The 25,668-nt window shown below is 70.1% G+C and carries 23 protein-coding genes and 1 tRNA gene; 15 read left to right on the top strand and 9 right to left on the bottom strand.

The window, feature by feature from the left end; all coding sequences use genetic code 11:
• Nucleotides 1–20 precede the first annotated feature (20 nt).
• The 7 genes from HHX40_RS28625 to HHX40_RS28655 all read left to right on the top strand — a co-directional run bounded on the left by HHX40_RS28625 (nt 21) and on the right by HHX40_RS28655 (nt 10,037).
• On the top strand, nt 21–1,472 hold the full coding sequence (locus HHX40_RS28625) for a hypothetical protein (RefSeq protein ID WP_182883064.1): 1,452 nt from the start codon (nt 21–23) through the stop codon (nt 1,470–1,472).
• Nucleotides 1,473–1,480: 8 nt separating this feature from the next.
• Nucleotides 1,481–2,470, top strand: a complete 990-nt coding sequence (locus HHX40_RS28630) for a hypothetical protein (RefSeq protein ID WP_111698001.1) — start codon at nt 1,481–1,483, stop codon at nt 2,468–2,470.
• Nucleotides 2,467–4,647, top strand: coding sequence for a hypothetical protein (locus HHX40_RS28635; RefSeq protein ID WP_182883065.1), 2,181 nt, complete (start codon nt 2,467–2,469; stop codon nt 4,645–4,647). The genes HHX40_RS28630 and HHX40_RS28635 overlap by 4 nt, the downstream gene beginning before the upstream one ends.
• Nucleotides 4,644–5,258 carry a cadmium resistance transporter gene (locus HHX40_RS28640; RefSeq protein ID WP_182883066.1) on the top strand — a complete coding sequence of 205 codons (615 nt, stop codon included), beginning with the start codon at nt 4,644–4,646 and terminating at the stop codon, nt 5,256–5,258. Before HHX40_RS28635 ends, HHX40_RS28640 begins: the two co-directional genes overlap by 4 nt.
• A gap of 356 nt (nt 5,259–5,614) precedes the next feature.
• Complete coding sequence (locus HHX40_RS28645; RefSeq protein WP_182883067.1) at nt 5,615–8,872, top strand: S8 family serine peptidase; 3,258 nt, start codon at nt 5,615–5,617, stop codon at nt 8,870–8,872.
• Nucleotides 8,873–8,989: 117 nt separating this feature from the next.
• A complete protein-coding gene (locus HHX40_RS28650; RefSeq protein ID WP_259404006.1) occupies nt 8,990–9,529 on the top strand; it encodes a GNAT family N-acetyltransferase in 540 nt (179 codons plus the stop codon).
• A gap of 112 nt (nt 9,530–9,641) precedes the next feature.
• Nucleotides 9,642–10,037, top strand: coding sequence for a peptidase inhibitor family I36 protein (locus HHX40_RS28655; RefSeq protein ID WP_165900470.1), 396 nt, complete (start codon nt 9,642–9,644; stop codon nt 10,035–10,037).
• Between the two features lie 4 nt (nt 10,038–10,041).
• Here HHX40_RS28655 and HHX40_RS37955 read toward each other — a convergent pair whose 3' ends face one another.
• Nucleotides 10,042–13,740 carry an AAA family ATPase gene (locus tag HHX40_RS37955; protein ID WP_182883068.1) on the bottom strand — a complete coding sequence of 1,233 codons (3,699 nt, stop codon included), beginning with the start codon at nt 13,738–13,740 and terminating at the stop codon, nt 10,042–10,044.
• Nucleotides 13,741–13,899: 159 nt separating this feature from the next.
• On the opposite strand from HHX40_RS37955, the gene HHX40_RS28665 reads away from it, so the two are divergent.
• Entirely contained in the window at nt 13,900–14,496 is a 597-nt protein-coding gene (locus tag HHX40_RS28665) for a hypothetical protein (protein WP_182883069.1), read from the top strand.
• Between the two features lie 127 nt (nt 14,497–14,623).
• On the opposite strand, the gene HHX40_RS37240 is transcribed toward HHX40_RS28665, so the two are convergent.
• Nucleotides 14,624–14,749, bottom strand: coding sequence for a hypothetical protein (locus tag HHX40_RS37240; protein WP_259404007.1), 126 nt, complete (start codon nt 14,747–14,749; stop codon nt 14,624–14,626).
• A gap of 180 nt (nt 14,750–14,929) precedes the next feature.
• On the opposite strand from HHX40_RS37240, the gene HHX40_RS28670 reads away from it, so the two are divergent.
• A complete protein-coding gene (locus HHX40_RS28670) occupies nt 14,930–16,114 on the top strand; it encodes an HNH endonuclease (RefSeq protein WP_182883070.1) in 1,185 nt (394 codons plus the stop codon).
• A 263-nt stretch (nt 16,115–16,377) separates the two neighbouring features.
• On the top strand, nt 16,378–16,698 hold the full coding sequence (locus HHX40_RS28675; RefSeq protein ID WP_182883071.1) for a hypothetical protein: 321 nt from the start codon (nt 16,378–16,380) through the stop codon (nt 16,696–16,698).
• 10 nt (nt 16,699–16,708) lie between these two features.
• Here the strand turns inward: HHX40_RS28675 and HHX40_RS28680 are convergent, their stop codons facing one another.
• Genes HHX40_RS28680 through HHX40_RS28690 form a run of 3 tightly spaced genes read right to left on the bottom strand, consistent with a single transcriptional unit; the run spans nt 16,709 to nt 19,800 of the window.
• Nucleotides 16,709–18,058, bottom strand: a complete 1,350-nt coding sequence (locus HHX40_RS28680; protein ID WP_182883072.1) for a sensor histidine kinase — start codon at nt 18,056–18,058, stop codon at nt 16,709–16,711.
• Entirely contained in the window at nt 18,055–18,726 is a 672-nt protein-coding gene (locus tag HHX40_RS28685) for a response regulator transcription factor (RefSeq protein ID WP_182878003.1), read from the bottom strand. The genes HHX40_RS28680 and HHX40_RS28685 overlap by 4 nt, the downstream gene beginning before the upstream one ends.
• 51 nt (nt 18,727–18,777) lie before the next feature.
• Nucleotides 18,778–19,800 carry a hypothetical protein gene (locus tag HHX40_RS28690; protein WP_182883073.1) on the bottom strand — a complete coding sequence of 341 codons (1,023 nt, stop codon included), beginning with the start codon at nt 19,798–19,800 and terminating at the stop codon, nt 18,778–18,780.
• 179 nt (nt 19,801–19,979) lie between these two features.
• Between HHX40_RS28690 and HHX40_RS28695 the strand changes: the two genes are divergently transcribed.
• A complete protein-coding gene (locus HHX40_RS28695; protein ID WP_182883074.1) occupies nt 19,980–20,612 on the top strand; it encodes an AAA family ATPase in 633 nt (210 codons plus the stop codon).
• A 79-nt stretch (nt 20,613–20,691) separates the two neighbouring features.
• Here the strand turns inward: HHX40_RS28695 and HHX40_RS28700 are convergent, their stop codons facing one another.
• A complete protein-coding gene (locus HHX40_RS28700; protein WP_182883075.1) occupies nt 20,692–21,054 on the bottom strand; it encodes a hypothetical protein in 363 nt (120 codons plus the stop codon).
• 107 nt (nt 21,055–21,161) lie between these two features.
• Here HHX40_RS28700 and sigJ point away from each other — a divergent pair, with 107 nt between their 5' ends.
• Nucleotides 21,162–22,046, top strand: coding sequence for an RNA polymerase sigma factor SigJ (sigJ, locus tag HHX40_RS28705; protein WP_259404008.1), 885 nt, complete (start codon nt 21,162–21,164; stop codon nt 22,044–22,046).
• Nucleotides 22,047–22,122: 76 nt separating this feature from the next.
• Here the strand turns inward: sigJ and HHX40_RS28710 are convergent, their stop codons facing one another.
• Nucleotides 22,123–22,299 carry a hypothetical protein gene (locus HHX40_RS28710; RefSeq protein WP_182883216.1) on the bottom strand — a complete coding sequence of 59 codons (177 nt, stop codon included), beginning with the start codon at nt 22,297–22,299 and terminating at the stop codon, nt 22,123–22,125.
• 363 nt (nt 22,300–22,662) lie between these two features.
• On the opposite strand from HHX40_RS28710, the gene HHX40_RS28715 reads away from it, so the two are divergent.
• Entirely contained in the window at nt 22,663–23,244 is a 582-nt protein-coding gene (locus HHX40_RS28715) for a hypothetical protein (protein ID WP_182883077.1), read from the top strand.
• Between the two features lie 161 nt (nt 23,245–23,405).
• Complete coding sequence (locus tag HHX40_RS28720; RefSeq protein WP_182883078.1) at nt 23,406–23,984, top strand: integrase; 579 nt, start codon at nt 23,406–23,408, stop codon at nt 23,982–23,984.
• 34 nt (nt 23,985–24,018) lie between these two features.
• Here the strand turns inward: HHX40_RS28720 and HHX40_RS28725 are convergent, their stop codons facing one another.
• Together HHX40_RS28725 and HHX40_RS28730 are read right to left on the bottom strand one after the other, a co-directional pair.
• On the bottom strand, nt 24,019–24,525 hold the full coding sequence (locus HHX40_RS28725) for a hypothetical protein (protein ID WP_182883079.1): 507 nt from the start codon (nt 24,523–24,525) through the stop codon (nt 24,019–24,021).
• A 336-nt stretch (nt 24,526–24,861) separates the two neighbouring features.
• A tRNA-Tyr gene (locus HHX40_RS28730) sits at nt 24,862–24,943 on the bottom strand.
• A 147-nt stretch (nt 24,944–25,090) separates the two neighbouring features.
• Here HHX40_RS28730 and HHX40_RS28735 point away from each other — a divergent pair.
• Nucleotides 25,091–25,657, top strand: coding sequence for a GNAT family N-acetyltransferase (locus HHX40_RS28735; protein WP_182883080.1), 567 nt, complete (start codon nt 25,091–25,093; stop codon nt 25,655–25,657).
• Nucleotides 25,658–25,668 lie beyond the last annotated feature (11 nt).

Here is a 25,668-nt window from a genome sequence, read left to right on the forward strand (position 1 = left end):
GCGGGGACGGGGCGCCGGGCATGACGCGGGATCCCGTGCCGGAGCCCGGCGAGGACCTGCTCGGCAAGACTCTCGCCCGGGCCGTCGCGGGGCTCACCGCCACCGGCCGGCTCGTGGTCGTGGAGGTCGCCGCCGACGCCATGACGACCTTCGAGATCCACCGGGACGAGCACGGCACCGCACTCGGCCACCAGTGGTCCCTGCCGTGGATCACGCTGACGGCGGAGCACGGCTGGGGCGAGGACGCCCGGCAGGCCCTGCTGCGCGCCGCCGGCCTGCCCGCGCCCGGTTCCGAGGTGATCGTCGCGTGCTCGTCCCCCGAGAGCGGGACGGCCCTGCAGGCACTGGAGTGGCTGCGCGAGGCGCGCACGGCACAGGTCTTCTCCACCGCCGCGCCGATCACCGGGCTGGTCAGGGACGTCCTCGTCGGCGACCCGCTGCACCAGTCGTACGACCTCGTGGTGATGCGCCCCGCCGGGGCCGGGGGACGGCTGGAGCTGGCGGGCAAGCTGCTGTTCCCGGTCGGCGCCCGCGCCGGAACCCGGACGGAGCTCACCGTCCGCTGCGAGCCGGGCGGTGAGCACGGCACGGCCCTGGCCGTCGTCACCCGGCAGGGCCGGGAGCCGCGGCTGCTCTCCGTGCACAGCGCCAGGGTCGCCCCCGGGCCGTACGTCGTCACCGCCGAGCTGGTGCGGCCCGGCCGGGTGCGGTTCGCGGGGCTGCCCGGGCTCGCCGCCGACGGGCGGACCTGGGACGACCTCCTCGCCGACGTACCGGACCGGCTGCCGCCCAGGACCGGACCGGCCCACCTGATCTGCGCGGTCGAGGTGTGCGGCCCGGACGTCAAGGTCGAGGAGCGGCTGGGCCGCGCGCGTCAGATGATCGCGTTCCTGTCCGGCGAGCCCGCGGACGCGCCGCGCGTGTCCCTCGTCGCGTACGGCGCGCACTCCTTCGACCGGTCCGTGCGGGACCGGCCCGTGGAGGTCGTCACCTGGCAGGCGACGGCGGAGGCGGCCCTGAAAGGGCTCGACGGCCTGGAGGAGCGGGGCGCCGTCACCCAGGGCTACCCGTACCACCCGCACGCCGCGCAGGTGGAGGACATGCTGGCGACGGTGGCGGCCCGGCTCAGCCGGAGCATGAGCCAGTCGTCACCGGGCCGGCACGTGCTGCTCACCATCGGCGACCGCCGCCCGCATCCGGGACGGGCGGACCGGTCCGGCGTCCTGCCCTGCCCGCAGCGGCACGACTGGCGGTCGCTGCTCGCCTACCTGGAACAACTGCCCGGGGTCGCGTTCGGCGCGATCTGCGACCAGCCCGAGGACGGCCCGCCGCACCGGATCTGGCGCCATCTCGGTGCCCAGGCGCTGGCCCATCTCGACGCCCTCGACCTCCAGGGACTGGCCGCCGGCCTCGGGCTCGCCGTGCCCGCCGCCGTCCACGTCCCGTTTCCCCTGCTCGACGAGACGGAGTGAACACCGGCATGCAGCCCGATCCGAAGCCGGGGCGGCCCGCCCACGACATCGCCATGTGGGGCGCGCCCGGCAGCGGCAAGACGACGCTGCTGGCCGCCCTGGACATCGCCCTGATGCGCAAGGACGACGACTGGAGGATCGTCGGCTCGGACCCCGCGTCGTCCGAGTTCCTGATCGAGCGGACGAACGCGCTGTCCACCGGCAAGGTCTTCCCCGAGGCGAGCCAGGGCCTGGAGCACTACCACTGGACGCTGTACGGCCCCGGCGAGCGGCACAGGCGGCGGTGGTGGCGCAGGCCGGGCAAGCCGGAGCCGTTCGAGGTCGGCGTCGGCATGATCGACGCGCCCGGCGGCCTCTTCAGCGCGGGCCCCCGGCGGCTCGACTACGGCCCCGACGTGCTGGACGACCTGCGCGAGCGGATGCTGAACGACCTGGTGAAGAGCCTCGGCATCGTCTTCCTCTTCGACCCGATCCGCGAGTTCGAACGCGGCGACGCCTTCGACCACCTGCACCCGCCACTCAAGCGGCTCACCGAGCGGATGCGGGACCTCGGCCGGCTCACCGGCGGCCGGCTCCCCCACCACGTCGCCGTGTGCGTCACGAAGTTCGACGATCCGCGCGTGCTGGAGACGGCCGAGAAGATGCACCTGCTCGCCTCCGAGCCCGACGACCCGTACGGCTTCCCCCGGGTGTCCCACGACGACGCCCGGGACCTGTTCCGGCAGTTGTGCGACCTCTCGGCGAACGGCAACGCCGACATGGTCCTCAACGCGCTCGGCCGCTACTTCCACCCCGACCGGGTGCGGTTCTTCGTCACCTCGTCGATCGGCTTCTACGTCCATCCGCAGACGAAGGCGTTCGACTGGCACGACTACCAGAACCTGCTCCCCGAGGACGACGACCTGCGTATCCGCGGGCCGATCCACCCGATCAACGTGGTGGAGCCCATGCTGTGGCTCGGGCGGCGGCTCGCCGCCGAGAAGGAGAGCCCGCGGTGAACGGGGACGGCGCGCCGAGGATCGGCTTCGAGTGGGCCCTCGAAGGCAAGGAGCACGGCAGCTACGACGAGTACGGCCTGCTGCAGTGGAGCAACGAACGGCTCGCCGGCGTCTTCGACGAGCTCAGGGCGCGGTACGCCGCCGGCACGCCCTCCGAGCTGCCCCAGGTGACGATCGCCCCCGCGGCGACCAAGGACAACGACGAGGTCTCCCACAATGTGGTGCTGGCGATCCACACCTGGTCGGACCACCGTGACTTCGCGGGCCGCAAGGTCGCCTACACCCGCTGGTTCTACGTTCCGTACCACCAGCTCCAGGGCCACCCGGTGTCGTACCGGGCCCTGTACGCGGCGCTCGGCGCGCTCCCGCCGGCTCCGGAGCCGCCGCTGACCGTGGCCGTGCCGGCGCTCGACCCGCGCGACGTCATGCCGGGGGCGGACGCGCTGGCGGCCGCCGCGCTGCTGGCCTCCGGGCAGCAGGTCTGCCTCGTCGGCGCGGACGGCGTCCCGATGGCTGAGCGGCTGCGCTTCGTCGACACGGTCATGGCGCTGCTGCCGTACGGCCTGCGGACGAGGTTCAGCGCGGCGACCTGGACCAGCAGCACCACGAAGCACCGGATCAAGCTCTCCTTCGCCCGCTACGCCCCGGAGGGCATCCAGGCCGTCCAGTGGGGCCAGGGCGCGGACATCCCCCTCGACAAGCACTCGGCGACGTACCACCGCATATTGCGCAAACGCGACGTGGACTACCCCGACCTGATCGGGTGGCTCGCCGGACAGACCGAACCCCTGTCGTTCAACGACGCCGACCGCTCCCGGGTCTTCGAGCTGCTCCGCCAGTCGGCCTTCCAGTCACCTCCCGCGCGACCGGATCCGGTCCCCGCGCCCGCACCGGCGCCCGCCGCGAGCGGCGACCACGGGGTGGTGGAGGTGGCTCACCGGGGCCCCACGGTCGCCGCGCTTGCCGCGGCTCTCGCCGAGGTGGCCCCCACGGAGGATGCCCGCCCGACCTTGACCGCGCTCCTGGAGGTGGTCTGGAACCAGTCCGACAGATCGGCCCTGGCGGACGCCCTGTACCGGTACCGCTGCTTCCGGCACGTGATCGATCAGCAGGAGGACCGGGACCACCTGTACGAGCGGTTGGTCTCGGCGGCCTTCCAGCCGGACGAGGAATGGATGTGGGCGAGCAAGCGCGGCGCCCTGCTGGCCGCCGAGGACACGCCGGACCCCGTGCGGCGCCGGTTGAAGGCTCTGGCCAGGCCGCGGTGGTGGCGGTTCGGCACCTGGGACCGGCGGTACCGGCTGGCCTGCACCATCGGTGTCCTGGTGTTCGCCGTCGCCTTCGCCGGCGCCGGAGCCCTGCAGCTTCTACGTGGCGACGACCCCCCGGCCCAGCAGGCTCTCCCCCTGCCGCCGCAGCGGAAGGCCGTCCTCGTGAGGGACGCCGCGGAGCAGCCGTACGTCACGGAGGTCGTCAAGGAGGCGCTACGGCGCGCGGGGTACCAGCCGGACGACCAGGTGCAGGGCGCTCCCTCGGTGCTGGTCGGCTACGACCCCGACATCCGCGGCGAATTGGCCGTGAATGGCCTGACTCCCGTGGGTGACTTCCCCACCCGGGACATCCTGATCGTGCGGGACGACCAGGAGGGCTTTCCCGGGCAGATTCTCGTCAGCGAGGGATTCGGCCAGGATGTGGAGGATCAAATCCTCAAACATCACAAGGGGCTGCTTATCATCCGCAAACCGTACGAGGAGCTGAAAAACCAGCTGATCGACGGAAAAGCGGAAGCCGCCATCGTCCCCGGTGACGTCGAGGCGGATGGCTACACCCCTTCGGAGGCCCTCGACGACCTGCTTCCGGAACGGAGAATCGTCGTCGGGGCCGGCTCCGGGCTCAGGTCGGCCCTGGAGCCGGCGATGGACCGCCTGAACAAGGAGGGCGTCAGGTCCTCCGATGACCCTCAGGCCGACGCGAAGGCGTTCGTCGACCTGATCTATTCACACGCTCCCGCGCTCGCCTCCTCCGCGAAACCCGTGAGCGAGCCGGCGGGAAACTCAGGGGACGTCATCCTGATCACCAGTGTCGTCGCCGCCGTCGCCGGACTGGCGGGGGCGCTTCTCCTCGTTCGGAGGCCCTCCCGGTTCAAGGGGTCGCTGACCGGGCGGCATCGCGCGTGAGCGGCGTTCCGGCCACGCTCGGCACCGCCCTCGCGGTCTTCGCGGGCACCAACGTCGACGACGTCGTCATCCTGACCGTGCTGTTCCTGTCGGCCCGCGCCCAGGGCCGGCCCCGTCCCTGGCAGATCGTGACGGGGCAGTACGCCGGGATCGCGGCGCTCGTCGCCGTGTCGGGCGTCGCCGCCCTCGGCCTCGCCGTCGTGCCGGACCAGTGGGTGGGCCTGCTCGGCCTGGTCCCGCTCGCCCTCGGCGTACGCGGCCTGGTCGCGGCGGTGCGGTCGTCCGGCGGGGACGACGACCCCGCGCCCGCGGTGGCCACGGGAGTCCTCTCCGTCGCGGGCGTCACCGTCGCCAACGGCGCGGACAACGTCTCCGTCTACACTCCCCTGTTCCGCTCCATCGGTCCGGCGGCCACCCTGCTCACCATCGCCGTCTTCGCCGTCCTGGTCGCGGTCTGGTGCGCGGCGGCGTCCTGGCTGGGCTCCCACAAGAAGATCATCGAGTTCGCCGAACGATTCGGGCGCTGGCTCGTCCCGATCGTGTTCATCGTGATAGGCGCGCTGATCGTGCTCGATTCCGGCGTAATCGGCCGTCTGACCGATTTCCACTAATTCAAAGGGATTGGAGCATGCCAAGGCCGTCTATAGAAGCATGAAAAATCGCGGAATGGAACGATCTAGCCTGGCAAACGATCCGAAGTTAGACTCCCTGACAGGTTCGGCCGCCCGCCCTCGGTGGCCGTTCGCTCGTCGCCCATGGGGAGGGCCGTGCCCCTCCACGCCCAGTGGGCGGCGGCGCGATCCTCCATGCCTCCGGGCGCCTCCGGGCGCCGACGCGGGTCCTTGGGTGACGAGGCCTCACAGGTCCCCATGGAGGTGTCGTGTCGAGGAAGCCCCCGTCCGCCCTATTACCCAGGACGGCGTTACGCACGACGGCGCTCGTCGCCGGTCTTGCCCTCATACCAGCGATGGCCCCGGCGGGATCCGCCGCCGCGGACCCGAGCCCGACCCCCTCGCGGTCCTGGACCGCCACGGCGCTGACGGACGCCGAGCACGTCCAGGGCGCCAAGTCGCCCTCCGGGAAGCTCGCGAAGAGCGACCCCGAGCTGCTCAGATCACAGTCGGCGGAGCCGACGACCGTCGTGGTCAAGCTCGACTACGACTCGCTGGCGGCCTACAAGGGCGGCCTGCCGGGGCTCCCCGGCACGAGCCCGTCCGTCACCGGCAAGGCGCTGAACGTCAAGAGCGGCGACTCGGCCAAATACCAGAAGCACATCGAGAACGTCGAGAACTCCTTCCTCGGCGAGCTCGGCAGGAAGATCCCCGGCGTCCGGGTGGGGCAGAAGCTCCGCACGGTGTACGGCGGCGTCGCCCTCACGCTGCCCGCGAACAAGGCCGCCGACCTGCTCAGGCTGCCCGGTGTGGCGGCCGTGCAGAAGGACAGGGTGGAGCAGCCGCTCACGGACTCCAGCGCGGAGTTCATCGGCGCGCCGACCGTCTACAACCAGCTCGGCGGGATGAAATCGTCGGGCAAGGGCGTCATCGTCGGCATCCTGGACACCGGCGCGTGGCCGGAGCACCCGTCGTTCGCGGACCCCGGCACGCTGCCCGCTCCCCCGCCCAAGGCGGACGGCACGCCGCGCACCTGCAACTTCGGCGACAACCCGCTGACCCCGGCCGCCGACCCCTTCACGTGCAACCGCAAGCTGATCTCCGGCCAGCCGTTCCTCGCGACGTACAACGCGATCGTGGGCGGGGAGGTGTACCCGGACAGCGCCCGTGACAGCGGCGGCCACGGGACGCACACCGCCACTACCTCGGCGGGCGGGCCGGTCGACCACGCCAACCCGCTCGGCATCGACCGCGGCGCGATCCACGGCATCGCGCCGGCCGCGCACGTCGCGGTCTACAAGGTCTGCGGCGAGGAGGGCTGCTACCAGTCCGACTCGGTGGCCGCGGTGGCGCAGGCCATCGCCGACGGCGTACGGGTCATCAACTTCTCGATCGGCGGCGGCGCCGACCCCTACAGCGACGCGGTCGAGCTCGCGTTCCTGGACGCGTACGCCGCGGGCGTGTTCGTGTCGGCCTCGGCGGGCAACTCCGGGCCGGGCGCCGCCACGACCGACCATCGCGGCCCGTGGGTGACCACCGTGGCGGCCTCGACGCAGAGCCGCACCTTCCAGTCGACGATCACGCTGACCGGCGGGCCGTCGATCAAGGGTGCGTCGGTCACGGCGGGCGTCTCCTCGCCGCTGCCCGTGGTGCTCGCCTCTGCCCCGCCGTACAGCGACCCGCTGTGCCTCAACCCGGCTCCTCCGGGGCTGTTCTCCGGGAAGATCGTCGCCTGCCAGCGCGGCCCGAACCGGGTGCTCAAGGGCTTCTCGGTGAAGCAGGGCGGCGCCGCGGGGATGATCCTTTACAACGCCACGCCGCAGGACGTCATGACCGACAACCACTGGCTGCCGACGGTGCACATCGACAAGCCGGAGACCGACGTCCTGCTGAGCTGGCTGAGCTCCCACCCCGGTGCGACGGCGACCTTCACCCAGGGGACGAAGGCCACCTGGCAGGGCGACGTGATGACGTCGTTCTCCTCGCGCGGCCCCGGCGGCGACTTCCTCAAGCCGGACGTCACCGCGCCCGGCCTGCACATCCTGGCGGGCATGACCCCGACCCCCGACTCGCCGCTGGAGGGCCCCGCGGGCAACCTGTACCAGGTCATCGCCGGGACCTCGATGTCGTCGCCGCACGTCGCGGGCGCCGGCGCGCTCCTGTTCGCGCTGCACCCGGACTGGACCCCCGGCCAGGTCAAGTCGGCCCTGGAGACCACCGCGACGACGAAGGTCACCAAGGAGGACCGGACCACCCAGGCCGACCCGTTCGACTACGGCGGCGGGCGCATCGACCTGAGCAAGGCGGGTGACACGGGCCTGACCCTGGACGAGACCGCGGTGAACTACGCCGCCTCGGCCACCGACCCGCTGAACCGGATCGACCTCAACCTGCCGTCGGTGAACGCGCCCGTCATGCCGGGCGTGATCAGCGCGAAGCGTACGTTCGTCAACGCGACCACCAAGACGCTCACGTACACGGCGCTGGGCACCACCGTCAGCGGGGCGAGCATCACCGTGCTGCCGCCGCTGTTCACGGTGAAGCCGGGCAAGAGCCAGAAGGTCACCATCCTGATCGCCGCGCCGGACCTGCCCGAGGGGCAGTACTTCGGCCAGGTGAACCTCAAGCAGGTCGGCGGCGGCCGGGAGCAGCACCTGCCGGTGGCCTTCTACCGGCGCGAGGGCACGGTCCCGATCGACCAGACCTGCACGCCGAGCGCGATCGCCAGGAACACCGGGCAGTCCACCTGCACCGTCTCGGTGCAGAACACCACCCTGGAGGACACCGACGTCACCGCGCTCAGCACGCTGGACGCCAAGCTGCGGCTCACCGGCGTCACCGGCGCGACCCAGGTCGGCAGCCAGATCGTGACGACCAAGAAGACGCTGGCGGGGAGGCAGCCGGACAAGCCGGTCATCGCCCCGGGTGAGAGCCCGGCCGGTTATCTGCCGCTCTCGGCCTTCGGCATCACCCCGACGCCCATCGGCGACGAGGAGGCGCTGAACCTCACCGTCCCGGCGTTCACCTACGCGGGCCGTACGTTCACCAGGATCGGCATCGTCTCCAACGGCTACACGGTCGCGGGCGGCACGAACGGCTCGGCGGACATCCAGTTCGACCCGCAGACGCTCCCCGACACCACTCCGCCGAACGGCGTGCTCGCGCCGTACTGGACGGACCTGAACGGCGAGGGGACGCCCGGCGTCTACGCCGCCACCCTGAGCGACGGGGTGAACAGGTGGCTGGTCATCGAGTGGAGAGTCAACCTGTACGGCACGAGCAGCCTGAAGACCTTCCAGCAGTGGATCGGGCTCAACGGCGCCGAGGACATCTCGTACACCTACGACCCGGGCAACCTGCCCGGTGACCCGGGTGCGGCCTACGGCCTGACCGTCGGCGCCGAGAACGTCGAGGGCACCGCGGGCACCCAGATCAGCGGCCCGCCGACGCAGGACTACCGCGTCACCAGCACGCCGGGCGCCCCCGGCGGCACGCTGAACTACTCCTTCACCGTGAAGGGCGTGTCCCCGGGCACCGGCACGGTCACGACCGCCACCTCCACCCCCCAGGTGAAGGGCATCACGGTCGAGGTCGACAAGATCACCGTTCAGTAGGTCCTCTCCGAGGGGCCCGGCGGACGCGCCACGTCCGCCGGGCCCCTTCTTGTGTCGCCTCCGGACCCGTCGCCGGGGTCGTGGGAAGCTGTGGTCGGCGGCCGAAGGGAGAAGCTCATGTCCGAACACATCGAAGAGATGGAACGGGCGGCCGGGCCGGGCGTCGCCGTCCGCCCGATGCGCGAGGCCGACGCCACGCGGGTGCTCGCCATCTACCAGGCCGGGCTCGACGGCGGGGACGCCAGCTTCGAGACCACCGCGCCCACCTGGCAGGCGTTCGACGCCGCGAAACTGCCGCTCCACCGGCACGTCGCCGTCGACACCGCCACCGGACAGGTGATCGGCTGGGTCGCGGCCGGCGCCGTCTCCAGCCGCTGCGTGTACGCGGGAGTGGTCGAGCACTCCGTGTACGTCCACCCGGATCACAGCGGCAGGGGGGTCGGGCTGGCGCTGCTGACCGCCCTGATCCGGTCCACCGAGGCCGAGGGCGTCTGGACCATCCAGTCAGGGATCTTCCCCGAGAACACCGCCAGCCTGCGCCTCGACGAGAAGGCCGGCTTCCGTGTCGTCGGCATCCGCCACCGCATCGGGTGCCACCACGGCCGCTGGCGCGACGTCGTCCTCCTCGAACGCCGCAGCACCGTCACCGGCGTCTGACGCGATGATTGAGCGGTCGGCAACCGCCGTACGAGTGGACGCCAAGTGCCGGTACAGGTGGGCGCCAAGAGGCGGCTGACACGCTCCTCCCATGCACCGCACAGGAGGAAACGTGAGAAGAACGCTCAGGACCCTGCTCGCCACGGCAGCGCTCGCCACCGCCGCGATCGGCGTCAACGTGGCGCCGGCCCACGCCGGCTGGGCCGGGATCACCCTGTACGAGGACTCCGGCTACAAGGGTTACCCCCACGCCTACACCACCAGCCGCGTGGCACTGTACGGGTGGTGGGAGAACGACGTGGCCAGCTCCGTGAAGAACAGCGACGTCTTCGCCTGGGTCCTGTACGACGACCGCGACTACCAGGACCGGCATTTCTGCATCAGGCCGGGAGAGTGGGTCGAGACCCTCGGGTCGTCGCCGTGGAAGTTCAACGACAAGATCTCGTCCCTCAAGCGGCTGACGACCTCGAGCTGCGCCGGATACGTCCCCTTCTACAACGTCGCCTGACGGCTCAGCACGGAGGACGGAAGGGCAGGTCGGCGGGGAGGTAGACGGCCCACTCGGCGGGGGTGACGGGCGGGTGGGCGAGGGCGCAGATCCTCCGGGCCGCGTGTCCGGCGTCGACGTCCCACAGGCGTACGGTCGTGTCCTCTCCGCCGGTGGCGACGACGCGGCCGCCGGGGACGTAGACGAGAGTCTGGACCCGGCCGTCGTGGCCGGTGAGCGTGGCGACGACCCGGGCGCCGCCCGGACCGGTCAGATCCCACAGCCGTACGCTGCCGTCCAGGCTGCCGGTGGCGAGGGTGCGGCCGTCCGGGCTGAAGGCGGCCCCCGTGACGGCGTCGGCGTGACCGGTGAGCGTGGCCACGGCCCGGGCGCCGCCCGGACCGGTCAGATCCCACAACCGCACGCTGCCGTCCAGGCCGGCGCTGGCGAGGGTACGGCCGGCCGGGGAGACGGCGAGACGGGTGACGGCGCCGGTGTGTCCTCTCAGGGTCACCGGGTCGTGTGGGCCGCCCGGGCCGGCGACCCGCCACAGCCGGATGACGGCGTCGGCGCCCGCGCCGGCGAGGAGCAGGCCGTCCGGGCCGCTTCGCACGAAGGTGATCGTGTCGACGGAGCCGCCGCTGCCGCCGAGCGTGGTGAGGTGGGCCGGGCGGCGCGGGTCGGATACCCGCCACAGGTCGATCGTGCCGTCTGCGCTCGCGCCGGCCAGCAGGTCTCCGCCGGGGCCGAAGGCGACCGAGGTCACGTTGGCCTCGTGGCGGCTCAGCACGGCGAGGCTCAGCGGGCGGCCCGGGTCGGACAGGTCCCACAGGCGGATCGTGCGGTCCTGCCCGCCGGTCGCGAGCAGCCGCCCTCCGGGGTGGAAGGCGGCCGCCGTGATGTTGTCGGTGTGGCCGGTCAACGTGGCGAGCGGCGCGGGCCCGCCCGGGGCGGCGAGGTCCCAGACGCGGGCGGTGCGATAGCCGCCGGCCACGAGAAGGCGGCCGTCGGGGCTCGCGGCGAGTGACTGGACGGGGCTGCTGTGCCCGCTCAGCACGGAGGTCCGCATGTCCCACAGCCGTACGGTGGTGTCCTTGCCCGCGGTGGCCAGGCTCCGGCCGTCGGGGCTGAACGCCACCGAGTAGACGACGTCGGCGTGGCCGCTGAGGACGAGGGGCTCGCTCGGGAACGCGGGGTCGGTCACGTCCCACACGCGGGCGGTGCGGTCGTAGCTGCCGGAGGCCAGGATCCGTCCGCCGGGGGCGAAGGCCAGGGAGACGATGCCGTTCTGGTGTCCGGTCAGCACCCCGAGCGGCCGTGGCCGGCCGGGGCGGCGCAGGTCCCACAGCCGGACGGTGTTGTCGAACCCGCCCGTGGCGAGGACGCGCCCGTCGGAGGTGAACGCGGCGCACAGCACGCGGTCGGTGTGGCCCTTCAGGCTGGGCAGAGCGCGCGGGTGTCGCGGATCGCCGACGTCCCAGACCCGTACGACCGCCTCGGCCGAGGTGGTGACCAGGACGTTTCCGTCCGGTGAGAAGACCGCCGAGGTGAGCCCTTCGGAGTAGCCGGTGAGCGTGGCGATCCGTACCGCCCGGCCCGGGTCGGACACGTCCCACAACCCGACCGTGCGGTCGTAGCTCGCCGTCGCCAGCAGGCGGCCCCGCGGGTCGAAGGCCACCGTACGCACCGCGTCGGTGTGTCCTTCGAGCACGGCGAGGGGGCGCGGCCGGCGGACGTCGGCCACGTCCCAGAGCCGCGCGGTGTGATCGGCCCCGGAGGTGGCCAGGACCCGCCCGTCGGGCCGGAACGCGGCCGACATCACCTCGCCGGAGCCGCCGATGACGGAGAGGGCCGCGGGACGGTGCGGGTCGGAGACGTTCCACAGGCGTACGGTGCGGTCGAGGCCCGCCGTGGCGAGGGTGCGGCCGTCGGGGGTGAAGGCCGTGGCGTACGCCGGGGCACGGTGCGCGGTCAGCCGGGTCGCGTAGGGCACGGCCGGCGCCGACAGGACGCTGCCGCGCGCCTCCGGGGTGTCGGCCAGGCGGTAGGCGGCCAGGCCCAGCTGTGCGGACAGCGCGGGGTTGGTCCCGCGCAGGGCGATGGCGTCGCCCGCGAGCCTGCGGGAGAGGGCCTGGTCGCGCTGGCGGACGGCGGTGCGCTGGGCCTGCGACGCGGTGACGGCGGCGACCGCGGCGACGACCACCAGCGCCACCAGGGCGGCGATGGTCTGGTAGAGGCGGCGGGTGCGGCGGCGCACCTGGCGGCCCGAGGCCCGCAGGAAGTCGGCCATGGTCGGCGTCACGTCGGAGGGATGCCGCTGCGCCCACTCCTGCGCGGCGAGCAGCCGGGCGCCCCGGTACAGCACGTCGGGATCGCTCCGCTCGCGCCGCCAGGCCTGGGCGTCGGCGGCGAACCGGCGGCCGAGCAGCAGAGCGGCGCGGTCGGCGGCTAGCCAGTCGGCGAGCAGGGGCCAGGCGGACAGCAGGGCCTCGTGCGTGATCTCCACGGTGTCGTGGTCCAGGGTGAGCAGGCGCTGGTCGGCGAACCGGTGCAGCACCTCGGTCATGGCGGGCCCGGCGGACGGCAGATCGGCCGAGGAGACCCTGCGGCGGGTGTCGGCGGCGTCGGCGGAGACGTGCACGAGATGCAGGAACAGCCGTCGCGCCAGTTCTCGCCGCTCGGGGGGAAGCTCCTCGTAGATCTCGGTGGCGCTGGCGGCCACGGCCCCCTCGATGCCACCCGCCTCCTGGTAGCCGGCCACGGTCAGGCCGTGGCCCTGGTCGTTCAGCCAGGTGGCGTAGAGCGCGTGCGACAGCAGCGGCAATACCCCGGCGTCGTGGGCCCGGCCGGCTTCGCGGAGCAGCAGTTCGACCAGGGCGTCCTCGATGGCCAGGCCGGCCTTGCGCGCCGGTTCCACGATGGCGTCGCGCAATTCGTCCCTGGTCATGGGACCGACGGCCACCTGACCGTGTTGCGCGACGGCCGCCAGATCCGGAAACCGGAGCAGGTGGCCGTAGAAGTCGGCGCGCAGGCCGATCACCACGACGGCGCCGCCGGCCGCGGCCCGCACCAGCGCGTCCACGAACGCCGCCTGCCCCGGCTCTGGGGAGGTCGTGAAGATCTCCTCGAACTGGTCGACGATGAGAACCTCACCCGGCTGGGCGGCGATGACGGGACGCGAGGCCGGCGTGCAGACGGTGACCGCACGTCCCCGCTCGCGCAGCGCCGCGGCCAGCCCGGCCCGCAGCAGCGACGACTTGCCCGCGCCGGAGGCCCCGACCACCAGCCGCAGCACGCCGCCGTCCGGTCCGGAACCGTCCAGTTGGGTGACCGCGTGCAGGAGGCGCTCGGTCAGGGCGTCCCGGCCGAAGAACCACGCGGCGTGCTCGGCCTCGAAGCCCGCCAGCCCTCGGTACGGCTCGACGCCTTCCCGCCTGCGCGACCGTCCCCGCCGTACGCGCTGCCAGGCGTCCACCCATGCGGTGACCTCGGCCGCGCCGCAGACTGTCACCACCCGCTCGAACAGCTGCCGCAGGGCCAGTGAGGGCAGGCCGCGACCGGCGAACCAGTCCCCGATCGTGCTGTGCGCGCCGGGGCTGCCCGCCCGCGCCGCGACCTGCCGTACGGTCAGCCCGGCCCGCTCGCGGAGCATGGTGAGTTCCCTGGCGAAGCCCTCCCGGTCACGGATCCGGCCCGGGTCCGGTCCCGCCGCGTCCTGAGCCACCGCCGCGCCTCCTTAGGGAAACGGTCTCCTTATGTAGTCCGTCGCGCGGCTTCGAGGGTTACCGGCCTGTACGGGCTTGTACGGATCAGGCCGGACACCTTCCAGGGCCGCCGGCTCTCGCCCGATAGTCGGGGCGTCCAATCGGAATGGAGGACGCTCATGACAGGCACGACCGGACAGCCGTCCCGCAGGGCGGTGCTGCGCATGGCGGCGAGCGCGCCGCTTCTCCTCGGCGCGAGCGCCGCGCTCGCCGTCGCGACGTCGGCCCCGGCGCTGGCCGCCCAGGCGGGGTGGCGCTGGTGCGAACGCTGCAGCGGCCTTTGGTACTCGCTGAACGGGACACGGGGCACGTGCCCCGCGGGGAACGTCTTCGACGGCGGTCATCACAGCAACGGCAGCGGAAACTACATCCTGAAGACCGTCGAGGACGGCGGCCGGGGCCAAGGCAACTGGCGCTGGTGCGGCGCCTGCCAGGGCCTCTGGTACGGCGGCAACCCCACTCTCGGGTACTGCCCCAACCGGGGCGCCACGGGCCACACGCCGATCGGCCCCTACCCGACCATCTCGTCGTACTACCTGATCGAGGACGTCGGCAACCGCGACTCCCCCGGCGGCCAGGAGCAGTGGCGCTGGTGCTACAAGTGCGCCGGCATGTTCTTCGACGGCAACACCCCCGGCGGCTCCGGCCGCTGCCCCAAGGACGGCCTCACCCACGCCGTCACCGGCGGCAGCTACGTCCTGCGACAGGTGCCGTAGCGGCGGCGCGGCCCAGGTCACCGCCTACAGCGTCGAAGCATCAGATGCGATTGTGGGCGGTGACCCGGCTGCACCGACCCGGGGTTCGACGCGGGGGCCCTCGGGTGCCCAACCCGTCGCCGGCGGCTCACCGACCGCCGTTCTTCTTCCGGTCGTGCCGCAGCGCGAGCCGGACCGCGAAGTAGACGACGGCGAAAAGTACGGCCACCTCGAACACGACCAGTACCAGTTCCGCCAGTCCGAGCCCGTACATCGACCACCTCTTCAGGAGAAGGAACCGAGGGAAGTATGAGCCGATAGCGCGCCACAGTCGAGCAAATGCCCCCAGCGGGGAACTCTCCGCGGTGTGATCACCCTCGCTGCCAGAGGAAGCCGGTCGCGATAAATCGCCCCATAAGATCTCGACGTGGGACTATCTGATCTTCGTCGTGAAATGATTCTCGCTGCTATCGCAGAGTGCGACGCCATGGGCCGGGACGGTTTCCTGGACACGTACGGATACGGGCGGGCACGCGGATATTTCCTCGTCCACGGGGATCGACGCTACGACTCGAAGGCCATCGCGGGAGTCGCCCACCGGGGCGTCGACGGGCGACCACTTCGGCCTGACGAGTTCTCCGGGGGCAGGGAAAGCGTGGCCCGCCAGCTCGTCCGGCTCGGCTTCGAGGTCGACGCCCCCGGGCTGTCGCTGGGCGAGCACACGATCGAGAGCCTGGTCCTGAAGATCGGCTCCCTCCGTACGGACACGTCGAGATCGGTCGGCAGGCCCCGCAGACACCAGCCGCTGACACTGCTATGGGCGCTCGGACGAGCCGCGCAGGCAGAGCCGCGCCTGGAGGCCTGGGCACGGACAAGTGCCGAGATCTCCTCACTCATCGAGAAGTTCGGCCATGCCGACGACCAACCGAATCCCGAGTTCCCGGTCCTGCGGCTGTACCACGACGAGCTGTGGGATCTGGACGCGTCCGATATCCCTCCCAGGGCGAGCACGAGCAGTGCTCAGCGATGGATGAACAGCCATGCGCCTACCGGAGGCTTACGCCCGTGGGTCCACACCATCGTGAGCCGGCACCCGGACGTGCGCGCGCAGATCGTGCTGCGCCTTCTGGAGAAGTACTTCCAGGGCGCCGACCACGACGAGCTGCTCATCGCGGTAGGCCTGTCGGGCACCTCTGACGCCGAGGTGCCCCTGCACCAAGGATCTCCGGCCCCGCGACGACGGCAGTCCACCACAATGCGGATGATCCGCGATTCTGCCCTGGCCCAGCAGATCAAGGACTTACACGGACACCACTGCCAGATCTGCGGCGTACGACTGTGCCTGCCCAACGGCTCGTACGCCGAGGGCGCCCACATCCGCCCGATCGGCCAGCCGCACAACGGCCCCGACGAGCCGGGCAACATCCTCTGCCTCTGCCCGAACGATCACGTTCTCTTCGACCGCGGCGCCCTCACCCTCACCGACGATCTGCAGGTCTTCGACGAGATGATCGGCCAGATCACAGGCGATCTGCGCCTCGCACCGCAACACACGATCAGCGTCACGCACGTCGCCTACCACCGCGAGACGGCCCGCCAGGTCACGCGACCGGCGAGTCCCAGCGAACTCAGGCTTTAGGGGGTTCGGGCGGCCGGCCGCCCGGTGTGCGGTGTGAACCCGAACGGCGCAGGCGACGTCACATCGGCATGGCCTTTTCATGGGACATGCTCATAGCTCCAGGGTCGGCACTCGCGGGCGTCGGACTGACCTTGTATGGAACTGCGGTCCGGGAAAGAGTGCAGTTCAGGCGCCAGCACGAGGCAGCCCTTGACGGTCTCCGACGTGCGACCTACGCCAGTTTCTTGTCGGCTTCAGATGTCATGACTCAGCGAATGAGTCGAGTGCTCACCGACATCGGACTTGGGGCATGGGTGACACGAGACCCGACAGAGGCAGAAGCCGGGAGTCTCCAGCTCGCCGTTGCCCAGGTCGCCGAGCTCAGGCGCGTCTACGCCGTACTCGAGCTGGATGGCCGACTCGAGCCGGCGCTCAAGGGTAAGGAGCTGTACGCGGCGCATGCTCAGCTCGATGTGATCCTCGAACCTGTCCTGAACGGGCGCGGAGAGCTGGACGAAGACCGAGCTTTTGACGCTCTGCACAAGACGCAGGAAGCACGGAAGGCTTTCGTACTCGCCTGTCGAACGGAGCTCGACCACGCGTGAGGCGATGTAGCTAGGGCTCCCTGTGTTCGACACACGTCGGCAGCACCAGCCGCAGTAAGGCGCCGCTTCGACACGGCACGGCTTCGGCCGTCCCGCCGTGAGCCTCGGCGACCTGCCGGACGATGGCCAGGCCCAGTCCGGAGCCAGGATGCGCGCGGGCCGCGGGCGATCGGTAGAAACGGTCGAAGACGAATTCGAGGTCGCTGTCGGGGATCCCTGGGCCGGCGTCCGCGACCTCGAGGGTGCCCGCCGTGACGCTGATCCTGACCCGGCCGTCGGACGGGCTCCATTTCACGGCGTTGTCGACGAGGTTCGCGACGGCGCGTTCCAGGGCGTCGGGGTCTCCGTGGACGAGAGTGGGCGCGCAGGCCAGCTCGAATTCGATCTGTGGCGCCCGGCGCGCCGCGCGGGCCGCGACGCGCTCGGCGACGAGGTCGAGGCGGACGTCTTCGGTGTGGTACGGCGCCTGGCCGTAGCGGGCCAGGTCGACCAGGTCGTTGACCAGCGTCGTGAGTTCGCCGGCCTGGCCGAGCGCTTCGGCGGCGAGGAGCGGGGCCTGCGCGTCGGCCGGGTTCTCCGCCAGCAGTTCAAGGTTCACCGTCAGGCTCGTCAGCGGTGTGCGTAGTTCGTGCGAGGCGTCGGCCACCAGACGGCGCTGGGCGCCGACCGACTCGTCCAGGGCGGCGGTCATCGCCGCGAACGCGGCGCCGAGCCGGCCGATCTCATCCCGGCTGTCCGCGGGAATCGCTATGGACAGGTCGCCGGTCGTACGGATCAGTTCGACCGTCTCGGTGAGCTGGTGCACCGGGCGGAGGACGCGGCGTGCCGCCAGGCGTGAGGCCAGCGCCGCGAGAAGTCCGGCGGCCACCGTCGAGCCGGCGAGCAGCCAGGCGAGCTCGCGTAGCGTGGGTGCGGGATCGGACTCCGGGATGGCCGTGCGCACGAGCGTCCCCGGTGAGTCGGGCAACTGGGCGGTGTAGACGCGGTAGACGACGCCGTTGTAGACCGCGTCACGGAAGTAGGCGCCCTCGATGCCGTCCGCGACGGCGACGTCGCGAGCGGTGATGTCGACGAACTCCGTCGACGGCCCGATCCGGACAGGCTCCGGCACGATCTGCAGCTGGGTGCTCCCGATCCCCAGCGGAACAGTCGGGAAGCCCGGCTCCCCGTTGACGTCCCTGAACTTGGCCTTGATCGCCGCGGCCACGTTCGGCGCCTGGCCGGCGGCCACGACCAGCGTGTTGTCGATCTGGCCGCGGAGGTTGGCGTTCACCGCCGGATACAGGACCACCGACACGAGCACCAGGGCGCCCGCGACCACGGAACCGCCGGCGATGGCCAGCCGGGTGCGCAGGTTCACGGCTCCTCACGCAGGACATACCCAAGGCCGCGCACCGTCTGGATCAATCTGCTGCCGCCGTCCGATTCGAGTTTGCTTCGCAGGTAGCTGACGTAGACCCACAGTGCGTTCGACTCCGGGCCGAAGTCGTAACCCCAGACGGACTCGAAGATCTGGGTCCGGCTCAGCACCCGGCCGGGATTGCGCAGGAACAGCTCCAGCAGGGACAGCTCCGTCTTGGTCAGGTCCAGGCGCCGACCGGCGCGCTCGGCCCTGCAGCCGCTCACGTCCAGCTCGACGTCGGCGAAACGCAGCACCTCGGCCCTGGCGCCGCTGCGCCGGAGCAGGGCTCTGAGCCGGGCCCGCAGCTCCTCCAAGGCGAACGGCTTGGCCAGGTAATCGTCGGCACCGGCGTCGAGCCCGGCGACCCGGTCGGTGACCAGGTCCCGGGCCGTGAGCATCAGGATCGGCGTGTCGTGCCCGCCCGAACGCAGCATCCGGCACACCTCCAGCCCGTTCGGTTCGGGCATGAGGACGTCGAGAACCACCGCGTCCGGGCGGAACACGCCGTGCTCGGCGAGTGCGGACGCCCCGTCAGCGGCGGACGACACGTCGTAGCCGTCCCGGCGCAACGCGTGCTCCAAAGACCGCCGCACGGCCGGGTCGTCGTCCACCACAAGTATCCGCATGGTCGCCCATCCTCGCCGTCGATCCTGAAGCCGTGTCAGACGCGGTGGCCGTCAGCCCTTGCTCAGTGACCGCTTCAGATCGCTCAACGCGGCATCGAGCCGGTCGGAGCCGACCCCGAGCGAGGCGGCGATGTCACCGAAGGTCTTGGACGTGACATCGACTCTGCCCAACGTCACCAGAGTGGCCAGAGCGGCCTTGGCCTTGGCCTGGTCGACACCGAGCGCCGCGGCCAGAGACGCCGCCGCGGCGTCGGTGGTGAACGGCGAGTCCTGCCGGCCGTCCGGGGCCTTCTTGTCCATGCCGTCCAGCTTGTCCCGGTGGTCGTCGCCCGGGGCGGGCTCGGCGATCAACGGCCGCAAAGCGTCCTGGACCTGAGAGACCGGCAGCCCCAGCTTCGCCGCGACCGCCTCGACGAAGGCGTCCGGCGTGACATCGGCCGACTTGGCCAGCGACATCTTGGCCGCGACCAGCGCGGCGTCGAGCCGCTCAGCCGTCACGCCCAGCTTCGCCGCGATCGCGCCCAGATCGGCCTCCACACCCGCTCCGGGCTTGCCTGACGAGTCCTGCCGGCCGTCCGGGGCCTTCTTGTCCATACCGTCCAGCTTGCCCCGGTGGTCGTCACCCGGCGCGGGCTCGGCGACGATCGGCCGCAGAGCCTCCTGGACCCGCGCGACCGGCAGCCCCAGATCGGCCGCGACCGCCTCGACGAACGCCTCCGGCCTAACACCGTCCGACTTGGCCAGCGACATCTTGGCCGCGACCAAAGCGGCGTCGAGCCGCTCAGCCGTCACCCCCAGCTTTGCCGCGATCGCGGCCAGATCGGCCTTCGCGCCCGCCCTGGATTTCCCTTCTACCTTGACCGTCGCGGTTTCGGATCTCGCGGCGCCGGATGCCGGGGCAGGATCGGCCGCCGCGGCCGTACCGGTCGCGGCCAGCGTGGCGAGCGTTGCCGTGGCCAGGACCAGCCGTGTGCGTTTCATCATCGTGATGCCTTTCGTCCACGGAGCGCCGGACGAGAACCGGCGCCGTGGAGACGACACAAACATCGCGGCCTCTGGTGTGCTTTCAGCCACCTTTAAAGGTTCCTTAGAACGGCGCACCGGCCGGGACGACGTACAGCCTTCTCGGCGGCCCACCCCCGCCCAGGTCGCCTCTCCCCAGGCGACCGACCGCCGTCCCCCCGTCCGAATCACCACACAGGGCTGCGCCGCGGGAAGACGACGCCGGGCCTGAGTTTCCGTAGGGTCTGTTCGTGCTCCTATGGATCAATGGCCCCTTCGGCGGCGGCAAGACGCAGACCGCGCACGAGACCCAGCGGAGGCTACCCGGCAGCGTCATCTGCGACCCCGAACACGTCGGCTTCGGCCTACGTCGGATGATGCCCCCGCTTCTGCGGGGAGATTTCCAAGACCTTCCCGCCTGGCGGCAGGGCGTGTACGAGGTGCTGGACCTGGCCCTCGCCAAGCACGACGGCACGGTGATCGCACCGATGACGATCGTGGAGCCAACCTACTTCCAAGAGACCATCGGCCGGCTCAGAGAGCGCGGCCATGACGTCCGGCACTTCGCGCTACTGGCCGAACGCGAAACGGTACTGCGACGGCTACGTGAGCGCGCTTTCGGGCATGTTGTGCAGTTCGTCAGAGGAAAGGACGCCCCTTTGCGCCGGGAGAGCTTCGCCGTAGCGAAACTCGACCTCTGCCTAGAGCGCCTGCGCGAGGAGGAGTTCGCCGAGCATGTATGGACCGACCGCCTCACGATCCCGCAGGTCGCCGACCACATCGCCGCCTCGGCCGGACTGACCCTGACCCCGAACACGGACAACGCACTACGAGGGCGCCTCCGCCGGGCCTGGACAGGGATCAAGCACATCCGGCTCGACTGACCGGCTGACTCGGCAGTGCGCGCCAGCGCGAGCAGGTCGAGCAGGACCTCAGTGATCCCGTTGTGCTCCGTATCGGACCTCAGCGCCGCACCAGCGCCAGCACGCTCAACCCGAACATGAGGACGCCAAGGGGGAGATGGACCGACGGTACGTGCGCGATGCCGAGCGCGACCTGAACGGAGGCGAGGACGAGGAAACCGGATGCGTGCCAGACGGGCCGGGGCGAGCCGCCGCCCATCCTCCACGCCAGCACCGCAGCGAGCACGTACAGCAGCGACGCCCCGTACATCACGCGGGCTCCGACACTGTGCAGCGTCTCTCCATAGGACGAGGTCAGCAGCAGCCCGGCCGAGACCGCCTGAAGGAAGATGGTCAGGGTCTGCACGGTGATCGCGATTCGCAGAAACGAGAAGCTGTTGTGTGCCGTCGCCTGAGTGGCCATGTCACGGTCCCCTGTTCCGCCCCTGGGGCAGTAGATCGATACGGTCTCACCAGCCCGACGACGCGGGCCCGCGAAAGGTAAGGCGAGGAGCGGTCGGGAGCATGGGGATGGCTGGGACGAGCACCGATGAGATAGCCGGTGAGCGGCGTCAACTGATCAATGTCGCCTACCGGTTGCTCGGTTCACTGGCCGAGGCCGAGGACGCCGTACAGGAGGCCTACGCACGCTGGTACGCGCTGCCGCGAAGTCGGCGGGAGGAGATCGTGTCCCCTGGCGCCTGGCTCACGACGGTGACCGGCCGCATCTGCCTGGACGTGCTCGGCTCGGCGCGGGCCCGGCGTGAACGCTATGTCGGCGCATGGCTGCCCGAGCCGCTGCCCGACCGCGCGGAGTGGGACCACGGCCACGGCACCGACCCCGCCGACCAGATGGTCCTGGACGAATCGGTGGCCATGGCCTTCCTCGTCGTCCTGGAGTCGATGACGCCCGCCGAGCGGGTGGCGTTCGTCCTGCACGACGTCTTCCGTTACCCCTTCACCGAGATCGCCGGCGTCCTCGGCCGGACCTCTGCGGCCTGCAAGCAGCTGGCGGCCTCCGCCCGGCGACGGGTGGGCGTCGCGCACGCGCCGGTGACGGCGGCCGGGCAGGCCGACACGGTGCGGCACGTCAAACAGGCATGGGAGACGAAGAACATCGCGGCCCTCGTCGACCTCCTCGACCCGGCCGCCAGGATGATCGCGGACGGCGGCGGCATGGTCGGTACGGTCCTGCACCCGATCGAAGGCGGCGCGCGCATCGCCCAATACATGGTCGCCATCGCCGACAAGGCTCCGGGGCTCGAACTCCTGGAGCGGTCGGTCAACGGTGTGCCGGGCCTGGTGGCCCAGCATGCCGGCGTCGTCACGACCGTAGCCTCGTTCGATGTCGCCGACGGCCGCGTCACCCGGATCTGGGCGGTCCGCAATCCGGAGAAGCTGGGCCCGTGGGTGTAAGACGGCTGACTTTACCCCGCTTGAAGCACCTATAACGAAGATCGACAGCTAGTACGGCGATTCGCCGCGGTCGCAGTCAGACAATCTCACCCAACTGCTCGGCCAGCCGCTCCAGGCCACCCTTGATGAGCTGCCCACACTCGTCGTCGCCAAGCGCACCGATCCCGGCTCGGGCCTGCTGGAGGTGCTCACGGGCGCGACCGAGATCGCCCAGCTTGCGATACCACTCGCTCGGGCAGCAAGGCGAGGCCATGCGCCGGATCCTGCAAGTCACGAAGCGCTGAACACTTAGCCGCGTATTGGCCGCGACGAGCCGTAGAACGCCGTTGCCAGCCGGGGACAGCCGGACACACAGCAAGAGGCCCGTCACCGTGTTCGCGCTGGTGACGGGCCTCTTTTGCCTAGTGTGGCAGGTGCAAGGTTCGAACTTGCGTAGGCTGAGCCGACGGTTTTACAGCGCGTGACCGTTCCTGTCCGTGCAATGCCCCTGACCTGCGGTGCCATCTTGTTCGGCCGCCACGGCCAGCATGATCATTGAACGCATATTGCACGAGCCTTCGGCCCCTCCGCGCCATCTTCGTACGGCTTTCGCCGAGCTTTCATCCACAATGGACCTATGCGAGGGCCGTGGGTGCATGCTGGCCGACTCTGGACGAACGGCGATCCGTTTCTCGCTGTCGACGCTTCATTGCGCGGCGCGTGGCGTGGGTTCAGCGACGACCAATACGACGACATTGTGGATCTTCGCCCAGAGGACACCAGCATCCCGGTCGGAGCCGGCTGGGCAGTCATCGTCGGCGCGGACGGAGTCGTCCGCGATGACAGCTGGATGGAGGTCTTTCAAGCGGAAGACGGCAGCATCGCCGTCGTGCAGGCTTCCGGTCCCGACTACCCGTGTGTGCTGACTGAGGCCCTCCGCTACCCGGACACCGACGATGAAGACGGCGCCCCGCTCATCGTGCACAGCGGCGAGATCGCCTTGTTCAGCGCCGCGTGCGACGGCACCGGATCACATTCGCAACCCCTGGTGCCTGCCCGACCAGGACCGGTGCCGCCGGTACACGGACGACCATCGCATGCGGCCGATCCAGGCCTGGTGATAACGACGACGTACACAACGTTCGCGTTCAAGGTGCGCTGGTACACCCAGCTAGACGGAGAGAGCTGTTTCGCCCGGTGGCTGCTGATCCCTGCATGAACCTTGTAATCAGTAGGTCCAAACGACATCCGCAGTCGTCCAGATCCGTTCGCTGTGCTGCTCCCCGGTACTGCACCTGTTCAGATCCGTCCGAGGCGGTTCGTGATCGTCCGTCCGGGTGGCTCCCAAGGTGGCTCCCGAGACTGCCGTTGAATTCCTGCTTGCAAATCGGCCTGATCAGCAGGGGAAACGGCCCCGACCTGGGCGAGAAGCAGTCCGCGAGTGACCGTGTGTACCCCCTGTTGCCCGACAGCGGATGGGGAGAGATGCGGCTTACCAACGCCGAACCTCGTGCCGGAAGCCGTTGGACCAACAACGGCCAGACGAGAGAGCGCCGCGCGCTCAAGCACCGCGCGGACGGCGAGACGCGCAAGGTACCGATTCACCCCGAGCTGGTGACCCTCCTGCGGGCGCACCTAAAGGAATTCAGCACCGACCCCGAGGGACGCGTGTTCATTGGCCCCCGTGGCGGACTGATGACCGATCGGGCTTACCTCAAGGTCTTCCACGAAGCCCGAGAGCAGGCGTTCACACCCGAGGAAGCCGCCTCGCCGCTCATGGACGTACCCTACTCACTGCGGCACGCAGCTGTCTCGACGTGGCTTAATGCCCCTCAGGTGGCCGAGTGGGCAGGGCACAGCGTCGACGTCCTTTTACGCGTCTACGCGAAATGCGTTCACGAACAGCAAGATGAGGCTATGCATAGAATCTGGAAAGCTACCCGAACAGCTGATCACTGAAATCAGTCGACAACAGTACGGTCGCCACCACGAACTAAACCTCAGCGATACGATCCCAAAACTCGCGAGGAAGGTAATCTGAAGATCTATACCTATGCACCAGATGCTCTAAGTTCACACTTTCGAGCGGCGATGCCTCTCGTCGCCTCTTTTGCACGTAGGGGCCAATCGCTTCCCACACCATAGGCGGAGATCGATGGAAGCTGGCTACGACCAATTCGAAGTCGATCAGGTTCTGCTTCACTAGCACACCAAGGACCTCTAATTGATCAAGCAGCTGCCAGAATCTATGGAAGTTCTCCCTGTCGAGCTTGTCTGCATCGAACTCCTCCGGCATACCGAATTCTCCAGCCAGCAGCCACCGCCGGAAATCCCTCGCCGAAATGGAGTGATAGTTCTCCTGAAATGCCAGCAACAAGGTGATGTGGCGCGAGCGCCGCGCTTCCTTGACCTGTATATGGGCGTAGACGGATGCAACAATAACAAGAAGCACTCCTAGCGCTGCACTTATTGCGCTCAATGCCGCCCAAACGTCCGACATGCGCCCCTCCGATTTGAGGGCCAAGAAGCACAGTGGTATCTACAGTATCCATCCATTGAATCGACACGTCCAGGCCAATCCAGGGCACGTCTGACGCCTTGACGTCCGACCCGGCTCAGAGACAACACAAGCTTGGACGCGCTCACTGCGCTAACGCGTAGTGCCTCGACAAGGACTAGGCGGTCCGGCGGGGCATCTCAACCGCGCGGCCCTCCATCCCTGGGCACGCATTGGGCACGGTCACCCGTAGAGGGCCGGTGACGGCCGGACGCAGCCGGACATGCCAGAACGACCCCTGATCGCATCTCTGCTGGTCAGGGGCCGTTTTGGCTGGTGTGGCAGGTGCAAGGTTCGAACTTGCGTAGGCTGAGCCGACGGTTTTACAGACCGCTCCCTTTGGCCACTCGGGCAACCTGCCGTGTCTTCCGCTCGCCGCGGCGACAGGTAGAAGAATAGCGGACTTCCCGGGTGCACGTGACATGGGTTCCGTCCGGGTCGGTCCTGGACAGCGGCGGGTCCGGAAACCCAGGAGCGGGCGCGGCAGCCCGGCGGTCATAGTGGGACAGTGATCAGACAGGCCGAGCCGGCGGACCTCGCGGCCCTTCCCGAGATCGAGCGAGCGGCGGACGGGGTGTTCGCGCCGCTCGGCATCGTCTTCCCGCCGGGCACCACGGTCGTCGAGGAGTGCGACGATCCTGCGCGTGTCATCGTGGCCAGCCGGCCGCCGGTGGGGTTCGCCCTGCTCGGGGTGGTCGACGGCCTGACGCACCTTGAGCAGATCGCCGTGCATCCCGGCCATGCCAATCAGGGGATCGGGACCCGGCTTCTGGAGGCCGTCTGCGCGATTACCGCCATGCAAGCCGGTCTCGCCGCGCGAACGACCACCGCCGCGCGAACAACTGTCGACCCGACGACTATCGCCACGCACACACCGGCCGTACGGGCGACCGTTGCGGCGGTGACGCTGACGACGTTCCGGGACGTGCCGTGGAACGCGCCCTGGTACGCGCGACGCGGCTTCCGCGTCATCCAGCCCTCTGAGTGGGGGCCGGGACTCAGCGCGCTGGTCGAGCACGAACGGGCGCTCGGCATAGAGGTGGCGCCCCGCGTCGTGATGAGGAAAGACCTCTGATCCCGGCGGGG

It is taken from the genome of Microbispora sp. H10949, from assembly GCF_014161435.1.
GTDB classification, from domain to species: domain Bacteria; phylum Actinomycetota; class Actinomycetes; order Streptosporangiales; family Streptosporangiaceae; genus Microbispora; species Microbispora triticiradicis.